Origin of the sequence: Streptomyces sp. CWNU-52B (assembly GCF_047444975.1) — a bacterium.
GTDB lineage: Bacteria > Actinomycetota > Actinomycetes > Streptomycetales > Streptomycetaceae > Streptomyces.
The window spans coordinates 53,966-68,560 of record NZ_JBLFJV010000007.1; the positions used below are offsets into that span (position 1 = coordinate 53,966).

The 14,595-nt window shown below is 70.4% G+C and carries 13 protein-coding genes; 6 read left to right on the plus strand and 7 right to left on the minus strand.

Features of this window, described 5'->3' with window-relative positions:
* Window positions 1-365 precede the first annotated feature (365 nt).
* On the minus strand, window positions 366-1,490 hold the full coding sequence (locus ACLVWQ_RS09735; protein ID WP_414107897.1) for an alpha/beta hydrolase: 1,125 nt from the start codon (window positions 1,488-1,490) through the stop codon (window positions 366-368).
* A 445-nt stretch (window positions 1,491-1,935) separates the two neighbouring features.
* Here ACLVWQ_RS09735 and ACLVWQ_RS09740 point away from each other — a divergent pair, with 445 nt between their 5' ends.
* The 6 genes from ACLVWQ_RS09740 (at window position 1,936) to ACLVWQ_RS09765 (ending at window position 7,071) form a co-directional block, all read left to right on the plus strand.
* Window positions 1,936-3,828 carry a phosphatidylglycerol lysyltransferase domain-containing protein gene (locus ACLVWQ_RS09740; RefSeq protein WP_414108095.1) on the plus strand — a complete coding sequence of 631 codons (1,893 nt, stop codon included), beginning with the start codon at window positions 1,936-1,938 and terminating at the stop codon, window positions 3,826-3,828.
* Window positions 3,829-3,874: 46 nt separating this feature from the next.
* A complete protein-coding gene (gene folP / locus ACLVWQ_RS09745) occupies window positions 3,875-4,753 on the plus strand; it encodes a dihydropteroate synthase (RefSeq protein ID WP_414107898.1) in 879 nt (292 codons plus the stop codon).
* Window positions 4,750-5,253: a nuclear transport factor 2 family protein gene (locus ACLVWQ_RS09750; protein WP_414107899.1), complete on the plus strand. Its 504-nt coding sequence runs from the start codon at window positions 4,750-4,752 to the stop codon at window positions 5,251-5,253. Before folP ends, ACLVWQ_RS09750 begins: the two co-directional genes overlap by 4 nt.
* A 325-nt stretch (window positions 5,254-5,578) precedes the next feature.
* The gene (gene folB / locus ACLVWQ_RS09755; protein WP_414107901.1) at window positions 5,579-5,938 is read left to right on the plus strand and encodes a dihydroneopterin aldolase; all 360 of its coding nucleotides are present in this window, start codon (window positions 5,579-5,581) and stop codon (window positions 5,936-5,938) included.
* Window positions 5,935-6,543, plus strand: coding sequence for a 2-amino-4-hydroxy-6-hydroxymethyldihydropteridine diphosphokinase (gene folK, locus ACLVWQ_RS09760; RefSeq protein WP_414107903.1), 609 nt, complete (start codon window positions 5,935-5,937; stop codon window positions 6,541-6,543). The genes folB and folK overlap by 4 nt, the downstream gene beginning before the upstream one ends.
* A 42-nt stretch (window positions 6,544-6,585) precedes the next feature.
* Window positions 6,586-7,071 (plus strand): DUF3180 domain-containing protein, encoded by a 486-nt coding sequence (locus ACLVWQ_RS09765; RefSeq protein WP_414107904.1) that lies wholly within the window; start codon window positions 6,586-6,588, stop codon window positions 7,069-7,071.
* A gap of 3 nt (window positions 7,072-7,074) precedes the next feature.
* Here the strand turns inward: ACLVWQ_RS09765 and ACLVWQ_RS09770 are convergent, their stop codons facing one another.
* From ACLVWQ_RS09770 to ACLVWQ_RS09795, 6 genes are all read right to left on the minus strand, one after another.
* Complete coding sequence (locus ACLVWQ_RS09770; protein WP_414107905.1) at window positions 7,075-7,953, minus strand: hypothetical protein; 879 nt, start codon at window positions 7,951-7,953, stop codon at window positions 7,075-7,077.
* A gap of 183 nt (window positions 7,954-8,136) precedes the next feature.
* On the minus strand, window positions 8,137-8,745 hold the full coding sequence (folE, locus tag ACLVWQ_RS09775) for a GTP cyclohydrolase I FolE (RefSeq protein WP_414107906.1): 609 nt from the start codon (window positions 8,743-8,745) through the stop codon (window positions 8,137-8,139).
* A 143-nt stretch (window positions 8,746-8,888) separates the two neighbouring features.
* The gene (gene ftsH / locus ACLVWQ_RS09780; protein ID WP_414107907.1) at window positions 8,889-10,931 is read right to left on the minus strand and encodes an ATP-dependent zinc metalloprotease FtsH; all 2,043 of its coding nucleotides are present in this window, start codon (window positions 10,929-10,931) and stop codon (window positions 8,889-8,891) included.
* 221 nt (window positions 10,932-11,152) lie between these two features.
* Window positions 11,153-11,713, minus strand: a complete 561-nt coding sequence (gene hpt, locus ACLVWQ_RS09785) for a hypoxanthine phosphoribosyltransferase (protein WP_414108096.1) — start codon at window positions 11,711-11,713, stop codon at window positions 11,153-11,155.
* Window positions 11,714-11,819: 106 nt separating this feature from the next.
* Window positions 11,820-12,935 (minus strand): tRNA lysidine(34) synthetase TilS, encoded by a 1,116-nt coding sequence (gene tilS, locus ACLVWQ_RS09790; protein ID WP_414107908.1) that lies wholly within the window; start codon window positions 12,933-12,935, stop codon window positions 11,820-11,822.
* A gap of 172 nt (window positions 12,936-13,107) precedes the next feature.
* Window positions 13,108-14,232, minus strand: coding sequence for a zinc-dependent metalloprotease (locus tag ACLVWQ_RS09795; RefSeq protein WP_414107909.1), 1,125 nt, complete (start codon window positions 14,230-14,232; stop codon window positions 13,108-13,110).
* Between the last annotated feature and the right edge of the window lie 363 nt (window positions 14,233-14,595).

Sequence of the window (14,595 nt, forward strand, 5' to 3'; positions counted from 1 at the left end):
GCACCAACCGCTCCCGGACCACCAGTTCGGCCCCGTACCGGCACTCCCACCGGTCCCACACCGCCCGTCGATTCGAAGGCGGCCGGGCCCTCCTCCCCAGGTGTCCCTTCGGTCCGGCGCGTCGCGGCAGCGGCTCCGGAACACCGCGCCGTTCCCCTGCCGTTCTCCCGGCTCGTTCTCCCCGGCTGTTCTCGCGTGCCGTTCTCGCGTGCCGTTCTTCCGGGCTGTTCTCCGGACTCCTGAATCTTCTTCAAACCCGGCAAAAGAATCTTCGGGCCGGGAATTCCACGAACTCCCGCCCGTAGACGCGTATTCGGTTACGGGACCGGCCACGGCATCCGGTCCCACGGACGTCAGCGGGCGGCTCAGCCGCCGCTGAGCCGCCCGCTGAGCCACTGGAGGGTCGCCGGGATCTCCCGCCGCCAGGTGTTGAAGTTGTGCCCGCCGCTGTCCAGGATGATCGACGAGATCCGGGTCGGCCTCCTCTCCTCGACCAGGTCGATGAAGCTCAGCGTCTCCTCGTAGTTGCTCTCCCCCTGCCTGCTGCTGCTGACGAGCAGCGAGGTGTCGGGCGCGGGCCGGTGCTTCAGGCACCACACCAGGTCGGCGCTGTCGCGCAACTCCTCGTCCCCGTGGAAGAGATCGCCCGTCGTGCGGTCGGTCGGCGCCCGGTAGTACGGGGACAGGCCCGCCCCGGCGGCGTACGTCCGCGGGTGGTGGATGGCGAGCTTCAGCGCGCAGTAACCGCCCGTCGAGTCACCGACGACGCCCCAGCTCCCGGGTTCCCTCCCCACCCGGTAGTGATGCGCCACGGCCTCGGGGAGGTCCTCGGCGAAGAACGACTCGGTCTGCGGGCCGCCGGGGACGTCGACGCACTCGGTGTCCCGCGGCGGCGCGACCGTCGGCCGCATCATGACCAGGATCATCGGCCGCGTCCTGCCGTCCTTGGCCAGCGCGTGGGCGGTCTGCGGATAGTGCAGGCCCTTGATCAGCGCCTCCGCGGTGCCCGGGTAGCCGGTGAGCACGACGACGGCAGGGAAGGTACGGGTGCGGTACTGCGGCTGGAAGTACTCCGGCGGCAGATAGACGTACGCGGGACTCGCGATGCGCGTCCGCCGCCCGACCACGTCGACCTTCTGGAGCTGGCCGCCGATCTGCGGGCGGGCCCCGCCGGACACGTTGACCTGCCGGGTGCCGACCACGTCGAGCGGCCCGGCCGCGTCCCCGGCGTCGTGGTCGACCACGACGCCCTGTTCGGACTCCTGCCCGAAGAGGTCGGCCCAGCTCGCGTAGAAACCGAAGGCCTGGTTGGCGCCGAGGCCGACCGACGCGAAGATCGCGAGCTGGGTGGCCGCCAGCAGTGCGACCCTGCCCGCCACCACGGCCGGGCCCCGGCGGGCGAGCCGCGGCCAGAACCACACCGTGCCGACGAACAGCAGCACGGCGAGGAGGACCGTCAGTGCCAGCACCTTGTTGCTCGTGAGACCCATGGGCTGTTCCCGCCTGCGCTTTCCGGCCGCCGCCTGCCCCGCTTCCGTCACGGCGCCCGGCCCGGCCTGTCCTTGCCCCGGTCTTTCCTTGCCCTTTGGAGCGGTTTTCCGCAAGGGAGTGAACCTCGCTCCTCAAGACACCGTCCTAGAGGGCGCAATGTCGCCGGATGCCGGATTGGCACCGGATTCAAGGTCTCTCGCAGAACCACGGGATGCGATGTCTGTCAGGATAGATGGGGAAAAGTCGGGCGAGGTTCCGGAACGGGCGAGTCGAACAGACCTGACGGACCGAACTGGCCGAACCGACCGGACGGGTGGGACCGGCCGACCGGACGGAGCGGCTCGAACATCCCGACCGAACCAACCGAGCCAACCGGGCCGGTCGACCCTGCCGACCCGACCGGCCCGGCAGGCGCGACCGACCCGGCAGGCTCGAACCGCCGGGCTGCGGGGCGTACTGCGCGGTCCGCGCCCCGAGGCCGTCCCCGCCCTGGTCGCCAGGGCCTGCCTCCTCGTCGGCGCCCTGGACATCGCCGCGGGCGTCTTCCCGCGGTTCCGCCACAGCCGTATGCACACGCTCGCGGAGGTGCTGCCCGGCGCGCTCGGCCCGTTCGCCGCCGCCCTGTCGCTCAGTGCGGGCGTTCTGCTGCTGCTCCTGGCCCACGGGCTGCGCCGGCGCAAGCGCAGGGCGTGGCGGGCCGCGGTGGCGCTGCTCCCGGCGGGCGCCCTCGCCCAGTTCACGTACCGGCACTCACTCGTCGGCGTCCTCATCTCGCTGGCGCTGCTGGCCCCGCTGCTGCGTCACCGCGGTGAGTTCACGGCGCTGCCCGACCCGCGCAGCCGCTGGCGGGCGCTCGCCAACTTCGTCCTGATGGGCGCGGGTTCGCTCGTCCTCGGCCTGGTCATCGTCAGCGTCCACCCCCACCGCATGGTCGGCGACCCCAGCCTCGCGGACCGTATCGCCCATGTGCTGTACGGCCTGTTCGGCCTGGAGGGCCCCGTCGACTACACGGGCACCACGTCCTGGACGGTGGCCTTCTCGCTCGGCGCGCTCGGGCTGCTGACCGCCGTGACCACGGCCTACCTGGCCCTGCGCCCCGAACATCCGGCGGCCCGCCTCACCGAGGACGACGAGACGCGGCTGCGGGCCCTCCTGACCAAGCACGGCGGACGCGACTCGCTCGGCCACTTCGCGCTCCGCCGCGACAAGGCCGTCGTCTTCTCACCGAGCGGCAAGGCGGCCGTGACCTACCGGGTCGTCTCCGGGGTGATGCTCGCGAGCGGCGACCCGATCGGCGACGTGGAGGCCTGGCCCGGCGCGATCGAGCGCTTCATGGACGAGGCGGGGGCGCACTCCTGGACGCCCGCCGTCATGGGGTGCTCGGAGACGGGCGGCGAGGTCTGGACCCGCGAGACCGGCCTCGACGCCCTCGAACTGGGCGACGAGGCGGTGGTGGAGGTCGCGGATTTCTCCCTCGCCGGACGCGCGATGCGCAACGTACGCCAGATGGTGACGCGCATCGAGCGGTCCGGCTACGAGACCCGGGTACGGCGCGTCCGTGACCTGAGCGCGGGCGAGCTCGACCGGATCCGCGCGGCCGCGGAGGACTGGCGCGGCACGGACGCCGAGCGCGGCTTCTCCATGGCGCTCGGCCGCATCGGCGACCCGGCGGACGGCGACTGCCTCATCGCGACGGCGCACGGCCCGGACGGCCCACACAGCGCGCACGGCGCACACGGCGCGGACAGCGCACGGGGCACGCACCGCGCGCGGAACGCCCAGGATGTCCAGGCCCCCCAGAACACGCAGGCCGTACGAGGCCCGGACAGCCCGTACGGCGATCTGAAGGCCGTTCTCCACTTCGTCCCCTGGGGGACGGACGGCGTCTCCCTCGACCTCATGCGCCGCGACCGCTCGGCGGACCCCGGCATGAACGAACTCCTCATCGTGGCGGCCCTGCGCGCGGCCCCCCGCCTGGGCATCACCCGTGTCTCGCTCAACTTCGCGATGTTCCGCGCGGCCCTGGCCCGCGGCGAGAAGATCGGCGCGGGCCCGGTCCTACGGGTCTGGCGCGGCCTGCTGCTGTTCCTGTCCCGCTGGTTCCAGATCGAGTCGCTCTACAAGTTCAACGCGAAGTTCCGCCCCGGCTGGGAGCCCCGCTTCGTCGTCTACCGCACCTCCCGCGACCTGCCCCGCATCGGCCTCGCGGCCCTGCGGGCCGAGGGCTTCGTGAGCCTGCCCCTGGCCCGCGCCCTGCCTCGCGTCCTGCGCCGCCGCCCCCGAGCGCCCCGCCCCTGCGCCCACGCCGTACCGGAACGCGGCATACGGGCGGCATGACCGAGCCCGTCCGGCCGGGCACCCCCTTGGGCCTAGGCTGGGCGGTATGAGCAAGAAGAGCGGGCGAGGCCAGGTCGCAGGGCTCCCGGCATGGGACCGCTGCGCGGTCATGGGCGTCGTGAACGTGACCCCCGATTCGTTCTCGGACGGCGGCCACTGGTTCGACACGACCGCCGCCGTCAAGCACGGCCTCGACCTGGTCGCGGAGGGCGCGGACCTGGTCGACGTGGGAGGCGAGTCCACCCGCCCCGGCGCCGCCCGCGTCGACGAGGCGGAGGAGCTCAAGCGCGTCATACCCGTCGTCCGCGGCCTCGCCGCCGAGGGCGTCATGGTCTCCGTCGACACGATGCGGGCGTCCGTCGCCGAGCGTTCGCTCGCCGCGGGTGCCGTCCTCGTCAACGACGTCAGCGGCGGACTCGGCGACCCCGCGATGATCCCGGCCGTCGCCGCCTCGGGCGCCCCCTTCGTGGTGATGCACTGGCGCGGCTTCCTCCAGGGCAGCACCGTGCGCGGCTCGTACGAGGACGTCGTCTCCGAGGTCGTCGACGAGCTGCACGCACGCGTGGAGGCCGTTCTGGCCGGCGGCGTCGCCCCGGACCGCGTCGTCGTCGACCCGGGCCTCGGTTTCTCCAAGGAGGCCGAGCACGACCTCGTCCTCCTCGCCCACCTGGACCGACTCCGGGAGATCGGGTACCCCGTGCTGGTGGCCGCGTCCCGCAAGCGGTTCCTCGGCCGCGTACTGGCGGGCCCGCAGGGTGCCCCGCCGCCCGCCCGCGAGCGGGACGCCGCCACCGCCGCGGTCTCCGCGCTCGCCGCCCACCAGGGCGCCTGGGCCGTCCGCGTCCACGAGGTACGGGCCACCGCCGACGCCGTCCGGGTCGCTCGGGCCGTGGAGGGCGCCAGGACCGCCGAGGGAGCCCGGTGAGCGCCCCGCACACGGACGTCGAGCAGGTCGAACTCGCCAACACCTCCTTCTACGAGTCCCTGGAGGAGGGCGACTTCGAAGGGCTGTCCGCGCTCTGGCTGACCCCGTCCGACCTGGGTCACGACGAGGAGTACCACGACCCGGCGCAGGCCGGCGAGATCTCCTGCGTCCACCCCGGCTGGCCGGTCCTCAACGGCCGCGGCGAGGTCCTGCGGTCGTACGCGCTGATCATGGCGAACACCGAGTACATCCAGTTCTTCCTGACCGACGTGCACGTCTCCGTCACCGGTGACACCGCCCTGGTGACCTGCACGGAGAACATCCTCAGCGGCGGCCCCCCGCCCGAGGACAGCGACGAACTCGGACCGCTCGTGGGCCAGCTCGTCGTCGCCACGAACGTGTTCCGCCGCACCTCGGACGGCTGGAAACTCTGGTCGCACCACGCCTCGCCGGTCCTGGCCGACACGGACGACGACGAGCCGGACGACCCGTCCCCCTGAGGTGTACGGGCCAACGGAGACGGCCGGTACCCGCCGTGTACGTTGGTGATCGTGGCGCCGGTCACGGGCCGGCACGCGGCACGGTCATATGACGGGAAGCGGTTACCGGTCGGCCGGTCCGGACATCATCGAGACACGGCGGGCGCGCCCGGTGTACCCCCGGTGTCCTGCCGGAGCACGTCCGGTGCACCCGTCCCGGCCGCCGCGTGGACACGGGGCCCCGTGGACCGGCCGTGTCAGTGCCCGCAGGTAGATTCGTTCGAGGCCGGTGTACCACCCGCACCTGTACGACCGGCCCTCACCGACAATTGCAGGAGTGATTCGCGTGGATCGTGTCGCGCTGCGCGGCCTCAGGGCCCGTGGTCACCACGGTGTCTTCCCCAAGGAACGCGAAGAGGGCCAGACCTTCATCGTGGACCTCACGCTGGGCCTGGACATCCGGCCCGCCGCGGCCGACGACGACCTCACGAAGACCGTGCACTACGGCATCGTGGCGGAGGAGGTCGTGGCCGTCGTCCAGGGTGAGCCGTTGAACCTCATCGAGACCCTCGCCGAGCTCATCGCCCAGACCTGTCTGAAGCACGAGGGGGTCCAGGAGGTCGAGGTGTGCGTCCACAAGCCGGACGCCCCGATCACGGTGCCCTTCGACGACGTGACCGTCACCATCACCCGGAGCCGAGTATGACCGCGTTCACCGAGGGCCAGAGCGACCCGACCGTCCAGCCGGTTCCCGCCTCCGTGGTGGAGCAGGTGGACGCCGCCGACACGACCCTCCACAACCCCAAGCGCGCCGTGATCGCCCTCGGCTCGAACCTCGGCAACCGCCTGGAGACCATCCAGGGCGCCATCGACGCCCTGGAGGACACCCCCGGTGTCCGCGTCAAAGCGGTCTCCCCGGTGTACGAGACGGAGCCGTGGGGCGTGGCGCCGGACAGCCAGCCGTCATACTTCAACGCGGTGATCGTCCTGAAGACGACCCTCCCGCCGTCCTCGCTCCTGGAGCGGGCCCACGCGGTCGAGGAGGCCTTCCACCGGGTGCGGGACGAGCACTGGGGCCCGCGCACGATCGACGTCGACATCGTGGCGTACGCGGACGTGGTCTCCGACGACCCGACGCTGACCCTGCCCCACCCGCGCGCCCACGAGCGCGCCTTCGTCCTCGCCCCCTGGAACGACGTGGAGCCCCAGGCCCAGCTGCCCGGCCGCGGCCTCGTGGCCCAGCTGCTCGACCTGGTCCCCCGTGACGGTGTCGCGCCCCGGGCCGACCTGGAACTCCAGCTGCCCGACTAGTCGTTAAGGTCAGGACGCAACCGCAACCGCGAGAGGAACTGAGTGAAAGAGCTGCGCATCAGGACGCTGGCAGCGGTGTTCCTCGTGGCCGGGGTGCTGTCCTGGGCAGGTGCCCGCCTGTGGAACTCGGTGGGCACGCTCCCCCGGGTGCCCCTGGCGGCCCCCGTCGTCCTGGCTCTGATCGCCGTGGTGCTGCTGGCCACGGCGCTGTCCCTGCGGACCCGGCTGAAGGCCCAGCGCGAGCGCCGCCCCGGCGCCAAGGGGGTCGACCCCATGATGGCCGCCCGCTCGGTCGTCTTCGGCCAGGCCAGCGCCCTGGTGGCCGCCCTGGTCTCCGGGATGTACGGCGGCACGGGAGCGTTCCTCCTGGAGTCCCTCGACATCCCCGCCCGCCGCGACCAGGCCATCTACGCGGGCTTCTCGGTCCTGGCAGGCATCGCCGTCATAGCGGCCGCCTTCTTCCTGGAACGAGTCTGCAAACTCCCGGAGGACGACGACACGAACGGCGCCGCGGCCCCGGCGTCGTAGTGGTCACCACGGCTGCCTGGCCAAGTGACCATTGACCAGGAAGCCGGGATGAGGGTCGAGCCGGAACGCATAGAGCGTGTACGGCTTGCTGCCGGCAGTCCGCGGACGCACTTCGCGGACCTGAACCCATGACGACTCTCTGAGCTGGAGCGGATGCCTCTCGGGTTTGAACGTGCCACGTGACGGCCAGCTGTCCATGACGACGAGGTGAGACGCCAGGCCGTTGGTTCGAGGTGTGAACCTCGCACCGACAACCTCGGACAGCTCCCTCAGGAACGGTACGTTCGCACTGACCAGGACCCGTCCGGCCCACCTCTTGCTTCGGTACCCGTCGCCGTCGGTATAGCCGTCCAGGAACCCCTCGAAGCTCTCCATGTCGGTGAGAACGACCCGTGGGAAGCCCTGCCGCATGTGGTGCGCGTCCCCGCCCACGTACTGACGCATCAGGTCCGCCAAATAGGAAGAGACGACGCGGACACGGAACCCCGGCGCTTCACGCCGCAGATACCCCGACGGACGAGTGACGGACTCGATCCGAGCATCCAGTCCCGTCACGCCGGTCAGGCACTTCGCATACCTCTCGGCGAATGATCTGTCGTTGACCACCAACGACACATAGTTCCTGCCGGTCGTCCCGTCCGAGCACGTGGCTCCGATCAGATAACCGAAGTCATAGCCGGGCCGCACGGTCAGCCGTGCACGGCAGAGTTTCCTCGCGGGGGTCCAGGCGAGAACAGTGCCCTCCGCGTCTCTTGCATGGACCCAGCCGTCAGGGGTGCCCAACAGCTGGTCCGACGAGACCGTGAACGTCACCTGATCGGTGACAACGTCCACGACCTCCCGTACATGGGTGGCCGCCACCTCCGTGACGGTCGTGCGCACTGTGCGTCCTCCGTCCAGCGTCCATAAACAGGACCCCACTCGGACGTCACACGCACGCGCCCGCCCGCCGACCACGTTGACCGTCTGCCTGCTGGGCAACCCGTACCCCATCGCGATCCTCCCTGTTCAGGGATCAACTCCGCTGATCGGGGACCGTATCGGGCACCACTGACATCTATCGGGTCAGCGCGCCATTATCAGACTCATCGCCTCGGATCGGGTCGTGGCATCTCGAAGCTGTCCACGCACCGCCGATGTCGTGGTCTTGGCTCCCGGCTTGCGGATGCCCCGCACAGACATGCACATGTGCTCGGCCTCGATGACGACGATCGCACCACGCGCCTCCAGGATCCGCGTCAGAGAGTCGGCGATCTGCGTGGTGAGCCGTTCCTGCACCTGCGGACGCCGGGCGAACACCTCGACGAGCCGGGCGAGCTTCGACAGGCCGGTGATCTTGCCGGTGCTCGCCGGGATGTACCCGACATGCGCCACGCCATGGAACGGCAGCAAGTGATGCTCGCACAGACTTACGATTTCGATGTCCTTCACCAGGACCATCTCGTCGTGCCCCAGGTCGAACGTCGTCGTCAGAACGTCCTCAGGCTCCTGCCACAGCCCTGCGAAGAGCTCTCGATACGCCCGCGCCACCCGCCCCGGTGTCTCGCGCAGCCCCTCGCGGTCCGGGTCCTCGCCGACCGCGATCAGCAGTTCCCGTACGGCGTTCTCGGCGCGCTTCTCGTCGAACTCGCCGATCCTGCCCTCGCCGCCGTCCAGCCTCACCGGGTCCGTCATCTGGTGCCTCGTTTCTGTGCCTCTCACACGTGGGGACCACGCGTACCGCGACCGGGCATACGAAGATGCCGTGCCCCCCAGGCTAGAACCTGGGGGGCACGGCATTCATTCCGGGCCTGGTGAGGCCACCGGGAGCCGGGTTGTCAGCTCTCCGGGGTGGGGTCCTCGGGGACCGCCTCGGTCTCCGGGAGCGCCTCCTTGGAGGTGTTGACGCTCGCGGTGATCGCGGGGCTCGAACCGTTCGTCCCGTTCGTCAGTGACAGCTCCCTGGGGGAGAGCACCGGCGGGCGGGTGGACGGCGTACGGCGGGAGGAGCCGGTCCACGCGGGGCGGGCCGGACGCTTGACGATGGGAGCGAAGACCTCGGCGATCTGCTCCTTGCTCAGCGTCTCCTTCTCCAGCAGCTGGAGCACCAGTGCGTCGAGCACGTCGCGGTTCTCGACCAGGATTTCCCAGGCCTCGTTGTGCGCGTTCTCGATGAGCTTCTTGACCTCTTCGTCGACGAGCGCGGCGACCTCTTCCGAGTAGTCGCGCGGGTGCGACATCTCCCGGCCCAGGAAGGGCTCGGTGTTGTCGCCGCCGAACTTGATGGCGCCGAGGCGCTCGGTCATGCCGTACTGCGTGACCATCGCGCGGGCCGTGGTGGTGGCCTTCTCGATGTCGTTCGCGGCACCGGTGGTCGGGTCGTGGAAGACAAGCTCCTCGGCCGCGCGCCCGCCCAGCATGTAGGCCAGCTGGTCGAGCATCTCGTTGCGGGTCGTGGAGTACTTGTCCTCGTCCGGCAGGACCATCGTGTAACCGAGAGCACGGCCCCTGGAGAGGATCGTGATCTTGTGGACCGGGTCGGAGTTCGGTGAGGCCGCCGCGACCAGGGCGTGTCCGCCCTCGTGGTACGCGGTGATCTTCTTCTCCTTGTCCGACATGATCCGGGTCCGCTTCTGCGGGCCCGCGACCACACGGTCGATCGCCTCGTCCAGCATCTCGTTGTCGACGAGCTTCAGGTTGCTGCGCGCGGTGAGGAGCGCGGCTTCGTTCAGCACGTTCGACAGGTCCGCTCCGGTGAAGCCGGGCGTGCGACGGGCGACGGCCGACAGGTCGACGTCCGGCGCGACCGGCTTGCCCTTCTGGTGGACCTTGAGGATCTCCAGACGGCCCAGCATGTCCGGGCGGTCGACCGCGATCTGGCGGTCGAAGCGGCCGGGACGCAGGAGGGCCGGGTCGAGGATGTCCGGTCGGTTCGTGGCGGCGATCAGGATCACGCCGCCCTTCACGTCGAAGCCGTCCATCTCGACGAGCAGCTGGTTCAGCGTCTGCTCGCGCTCGTCGTGACCGCCGCCGAGACCGGCGCCGCGATGGCGGCCGACCGCGTCGATCTCGTCCACGAAGACGATCGCCGGGGCGTTCGCCTTGGCCTGCTCGAACAGGTCACGGACTCGGGAGGCACCGACACCGACGAACATCTCGACGAAGTCGGAACCCGAGATCGAGTAGAAGGGAACGCCCGCCTCGCCCGCGACGGCGCGTGCGAGCAGCGTCTTGCCCGTACCGGGAGGCCCGTACAGGAGCACGCCCTTGGGGATCTTGGCGCCGACGGCCTGGAACTTCGCCGGCTCCTGGAGGAACTCCTTGATCTCGTGGAGTTCCTCGACGGCCTCGTCCGCGCCCGCCACGTCGGCGAACGTCGTCTTCGGGGTGTCCTTGGTGATGAGCTTCGCCTTGGACTTCCCGAACTGCATGACGCGGGAGCCGCCGCCCTGCATCTGGTTCATCAGGAACAGGAAGACGACGACGATGAGGACGAAGGGGAGCAGGGACAGCAGGATGCCGACGAACGCGTTCTGCTTGGTCGGCGAGACCGTGTAGCCGTCGGGGATCTGCTTGTTCTGGTACTTGTCCTGGAGGGTGGTGGCCAGGTTCACGCCCTGGTCGCCGATGTAGCTCGCCTGGATCTTCGAGCTTCCCTCGATCTTTTCGCCGTCTTTTAGTTCGGCCTTGATGATCTGCTCGTCGCCAGTGGTGATCTTGGCCTGTTTGACCTTGTTGTCACTGATCGCCTGGACGACCTGGCCTGTGTCCACCGTCTTGTAGCCGCCGGACGAGCCGACGACCTGCATCAACACGACCACGGCAAGGACGGCCAGCACGATCCACATGACCGGCCCACGGAAGTATCGCTTCACGTCCATCCATACGGAGCGGTGTCGCCCCGTCCCTCCTGCCATAGTGAGTTTGATAAGACTGTTCTTCGGACGGTACCCCAGCATTGTCACCCGAGGCCGCACGGTCCGGCTGACAAACCCCGTCCACGTATGCTCCAACGGCGCGAAAGCCGCTGGGGTTCCCGGCTGTCCTACAGGGGTTCGACCCCTGCGGGCCGGACGTCACCCGTCCAGCCGTCCAGGATGCCTCAGCCGCCGTAGACATGGGGCGCGAGCGTACCGACGAACGGGAGATTCCGGTACTTCTCCGCGTAGTCGAGGCCGTACCCGATGACGAATTCGTTCGGGATGTCGAAGCCGACCCACTCCACGTCGATCGCGACCTTCGCGGCCTCCGGCTTGCGCAGCAGTGTGCACACCTTGAGCGACGCGGGCTCGCGGGAGCCGAGGTTGGAGATCAGCCAGGACAGCGTCAGACCGGAGTCGATGATGTCCTCGACGATCAGGACGTGCTTGCCCTTGATGTCGGTGTCGAGGTCCTTGAGGATCCGCACCACTCCGGAGGACTGGGTGCCCGCGCCGTACGAGGAGACGGCCATCCAGTCCATGGTGACGGGGGTGGACAGGGCCCGGGCCAGGTCCGCCATGACCATCACGGCGCCCTTGAGGACACCGACGATCAGCAGGTCCTTGTCCGCGTACTCCGCGTCGATCTTCGCGGCCAGCTCGACCAGCTTCGCGTCGATCTCTTCCTTGGTGATGAGCACCGACTGGAGGTCGGTGCCCAGGTCTTTCGCGTCCACCCGCATCACTTTCGGTCGTCCCACCGGCTGCTTCCCGGCCCTCCGCGAGGAGGGGCCGTTCCCCGAAGGGGTTGCCCTTCGGGGGAGCCGCCGTCCGAAGGGCGACTCTTTCTCAGCCTTGCCGAATCACCAGTCTGCCACCCTGCCGCTGGGCGACGACTTTGCCCGGGAGGTTGATGCCTCCCTGGCCCCGCCAGCCCGTGATCAGCCGGTCGATCTCCTCGATGTGCCGGGCGAACAGCGAACCGGCGGGCGCCCCGGCCTCGATGGCGGCGCGGCGCAGGATGCGGCGGCGCACGGCGGGCGGCAGGGCGTACAGCTTGGCGCACTCCAGGAGGCCCGCCGCGTCCCGCACGGAGGCCTCGGCCTGACCGGCCCACGCGTCGAGTGCGTCGGCGTCGTCGCGGGACAGCTGGGCCGTGCGGGCGAGCGCCTCGACGACGCCCTTGCCGAGCGCCTTCTCCAGCGCGGGCAGCCCTTCGTGGCGCAGCCGGGAACGGGTGTACGCGGGGTCGGCGTTGTGCGGGTCGTCCCAGACGGGCAGCGACTGGACCATGCAGGCCTTGCGGGCGGTCTGCCGGTCCAGGTGCAGGAACGGGCGGCGGTAGCGGCGGTCGGCGCCAGGGCCTCCCGAGACGGCGGCCATGCCGGACAGGGAGCGGGTCCCGGAGCCGCGGGCGAGGCCGAGCAGGACGGTCTCGGCCTGGTCGTCGCGGGTGTGGCCGAGCAGGACGGCGGCGGCGCCGTGCCGCTCGGCCACCGCGTCCAGGGCCGCGTACCGGGCGTCGCGGGCGGCGGCTTCGGGGCCGCCGTCGCGGCCGACGGTGACCGCGACGGCCTCCGCGGGGGCCAGTCCCAGTTCGGTGAGCCGCAGGACGACCTCGTCGGCGCGCAGGTCGGACCCGGGTTGCAGACCGTGGTCCACGGTGACGCCGCCGGCGCGGATGGCGAGCTTGGGTGCTTCGAAGGCGAGGGCGGAGGCGAGCGCCATGGAGTCGGCGCCGCCCGAGCACGCGACGAGGACGAGCGGCGCGCGCGAGGGCGTGCCGGGGACTCGCTCAGGAGCGCGATCGGTGCGATCAGTGCGCTCGGATCGATCAGCGTGATCGGCGCGATCGGTGTGGTCGGCACGACCGGGAAGGTGATCGGGGACGTGATCGGTGAGGACGTCGTGGAGTACGCGGCGGACCGCCAGGCGTATCGCCGCGACCGCAGGATGGGGACCCATGTCCGGTTCCCTTCATGAAATTGTCGGGGGGTGAGCCCGGGATCGGTCACTCAGAGTGTCTCGATGGTGACAGAACCGGGCCGTTCCCCGAGCATCGCACGCCTACCCATGGCTCACGGTCCCTCGGACGGGTGATTGGAGGGGCGTTCGTCTGCCGTCGGCCGGATTCAGTTCACGACTCTGTCCTGCGGTGCACCCGCGCGACCCAGTCCGCCGGTTTGGCGATCTCCGACTTGGTGGGCAGCGTGTTCGGCGAGGTCCACACACGGTTGAACCCGTCCATGCCGACCTCGTCGACGACCGCGCGTACGAAACGCTCGCCGTCCCGGTACTGACGCAGTTTCGCGTCCAGGCCCAGGAGCTTGCGCAGGGCGAGGTCGAGGCGGGAGGCGCCGTGGGCCCGCCGCTGCTGGAACTTCTCCCGGATCTCGGCGACGGACGGCACCACCGCGGGGCCGACGCCGTCCATCACGAAGTCGGCGTGGCCCTCCAGGAGGGACATCACGGCGGTGAGCCGGGCGAGGATCTCCCGCTGGGCGGGGGTCTGCACGATCTCGACGAGGGAGCGCGACTCGTCGGCCTCCTCGCTCTCGGGCCGGTTGCCCGCGAGGGACTGGGCGGCCTCCCGGACCCGTTCCAGGACGGTCATGGGGTCGACCTCGGTCTCGCCCAGGAAAGACTGGATCTCGCCCTCGATGTGGTCACGCAGCCAGGGCACGGCCGTGAACTGCGTGCGGTGGGTCTCCTCGTGGAGGCAGACCCAGAGCCTGAAGTCGTGGGGCTGGACGTCGAGTTCGCGCTCCACGTGCACGATGTTCGGGGCCACCAGGAGGAGCCGGCCGCCGCCGTTCGCGCCGGCCGGGAGTTCCCGGGTGGCCGGGGCGAACGTCTCGTACTGGCCGAGCACCCTGGAGGACAGGAAGGACAGCAGCATGCCCAGCTCGACGCCGGTGACCTTGCCGCCGACGGCGCCGAGTACGGCGCCGCCCGGGGTGCTGCCGCGGCGTTCCTGCATCTTGTCGAGCAGCGGTTTGAGGACCTCCCGGAACCCGGCGACGTTCGCCCGGACCCAGCCAGGACGGTCGACCACGAGGACGGGGGTGTCGTGGAGTTCGTCGCCGCCCATCCGCGTGAAGCCGCGGACGTGCTCCTCCGACGCCTTGGCATGCCGGCGCAGCTCCGCGACGACGGCCCTGGCCTCGTCGCGGCTCACCTCTGGGCCCGGTCGTACGAGCCGGGTCGCGGTCGCCACCGCGAGATTCCAGTCGACCATCTCGGCACCACCGATGCTCGTCATGCAGTCAACCGTACGTGAGCGCTGCCGCTGGGGGCAGTGGTGGACCGCGGGGGTGCGGCTGCGTCGATCGGCTGCGGGTGCGCCGTGGCCGGGCGCGCAGTTCCCCGCGCCCCTTGGTGGGCGCTGCCCCTGACGGGCTCGTCAGAAGAGGCACCTGTGGCCCCAGCAGTGGGGGTGACGCTGCGCCGGACGGCCGCGGGTGCGCCGTGGCCGGGCGCGCAGTTCCCCGCGCCCCTTGGATGGCGCCGCCCCTCACAGGCTCGTCAGAAGAGGCACCTGTGGCCGCAGCAGTGGGGGTGGCGCTGCGTCGGACGGCTGCGGGTGCGCCGTGGCCGGGCGCGCAGTTCCCCGCGCCCCTTGGTG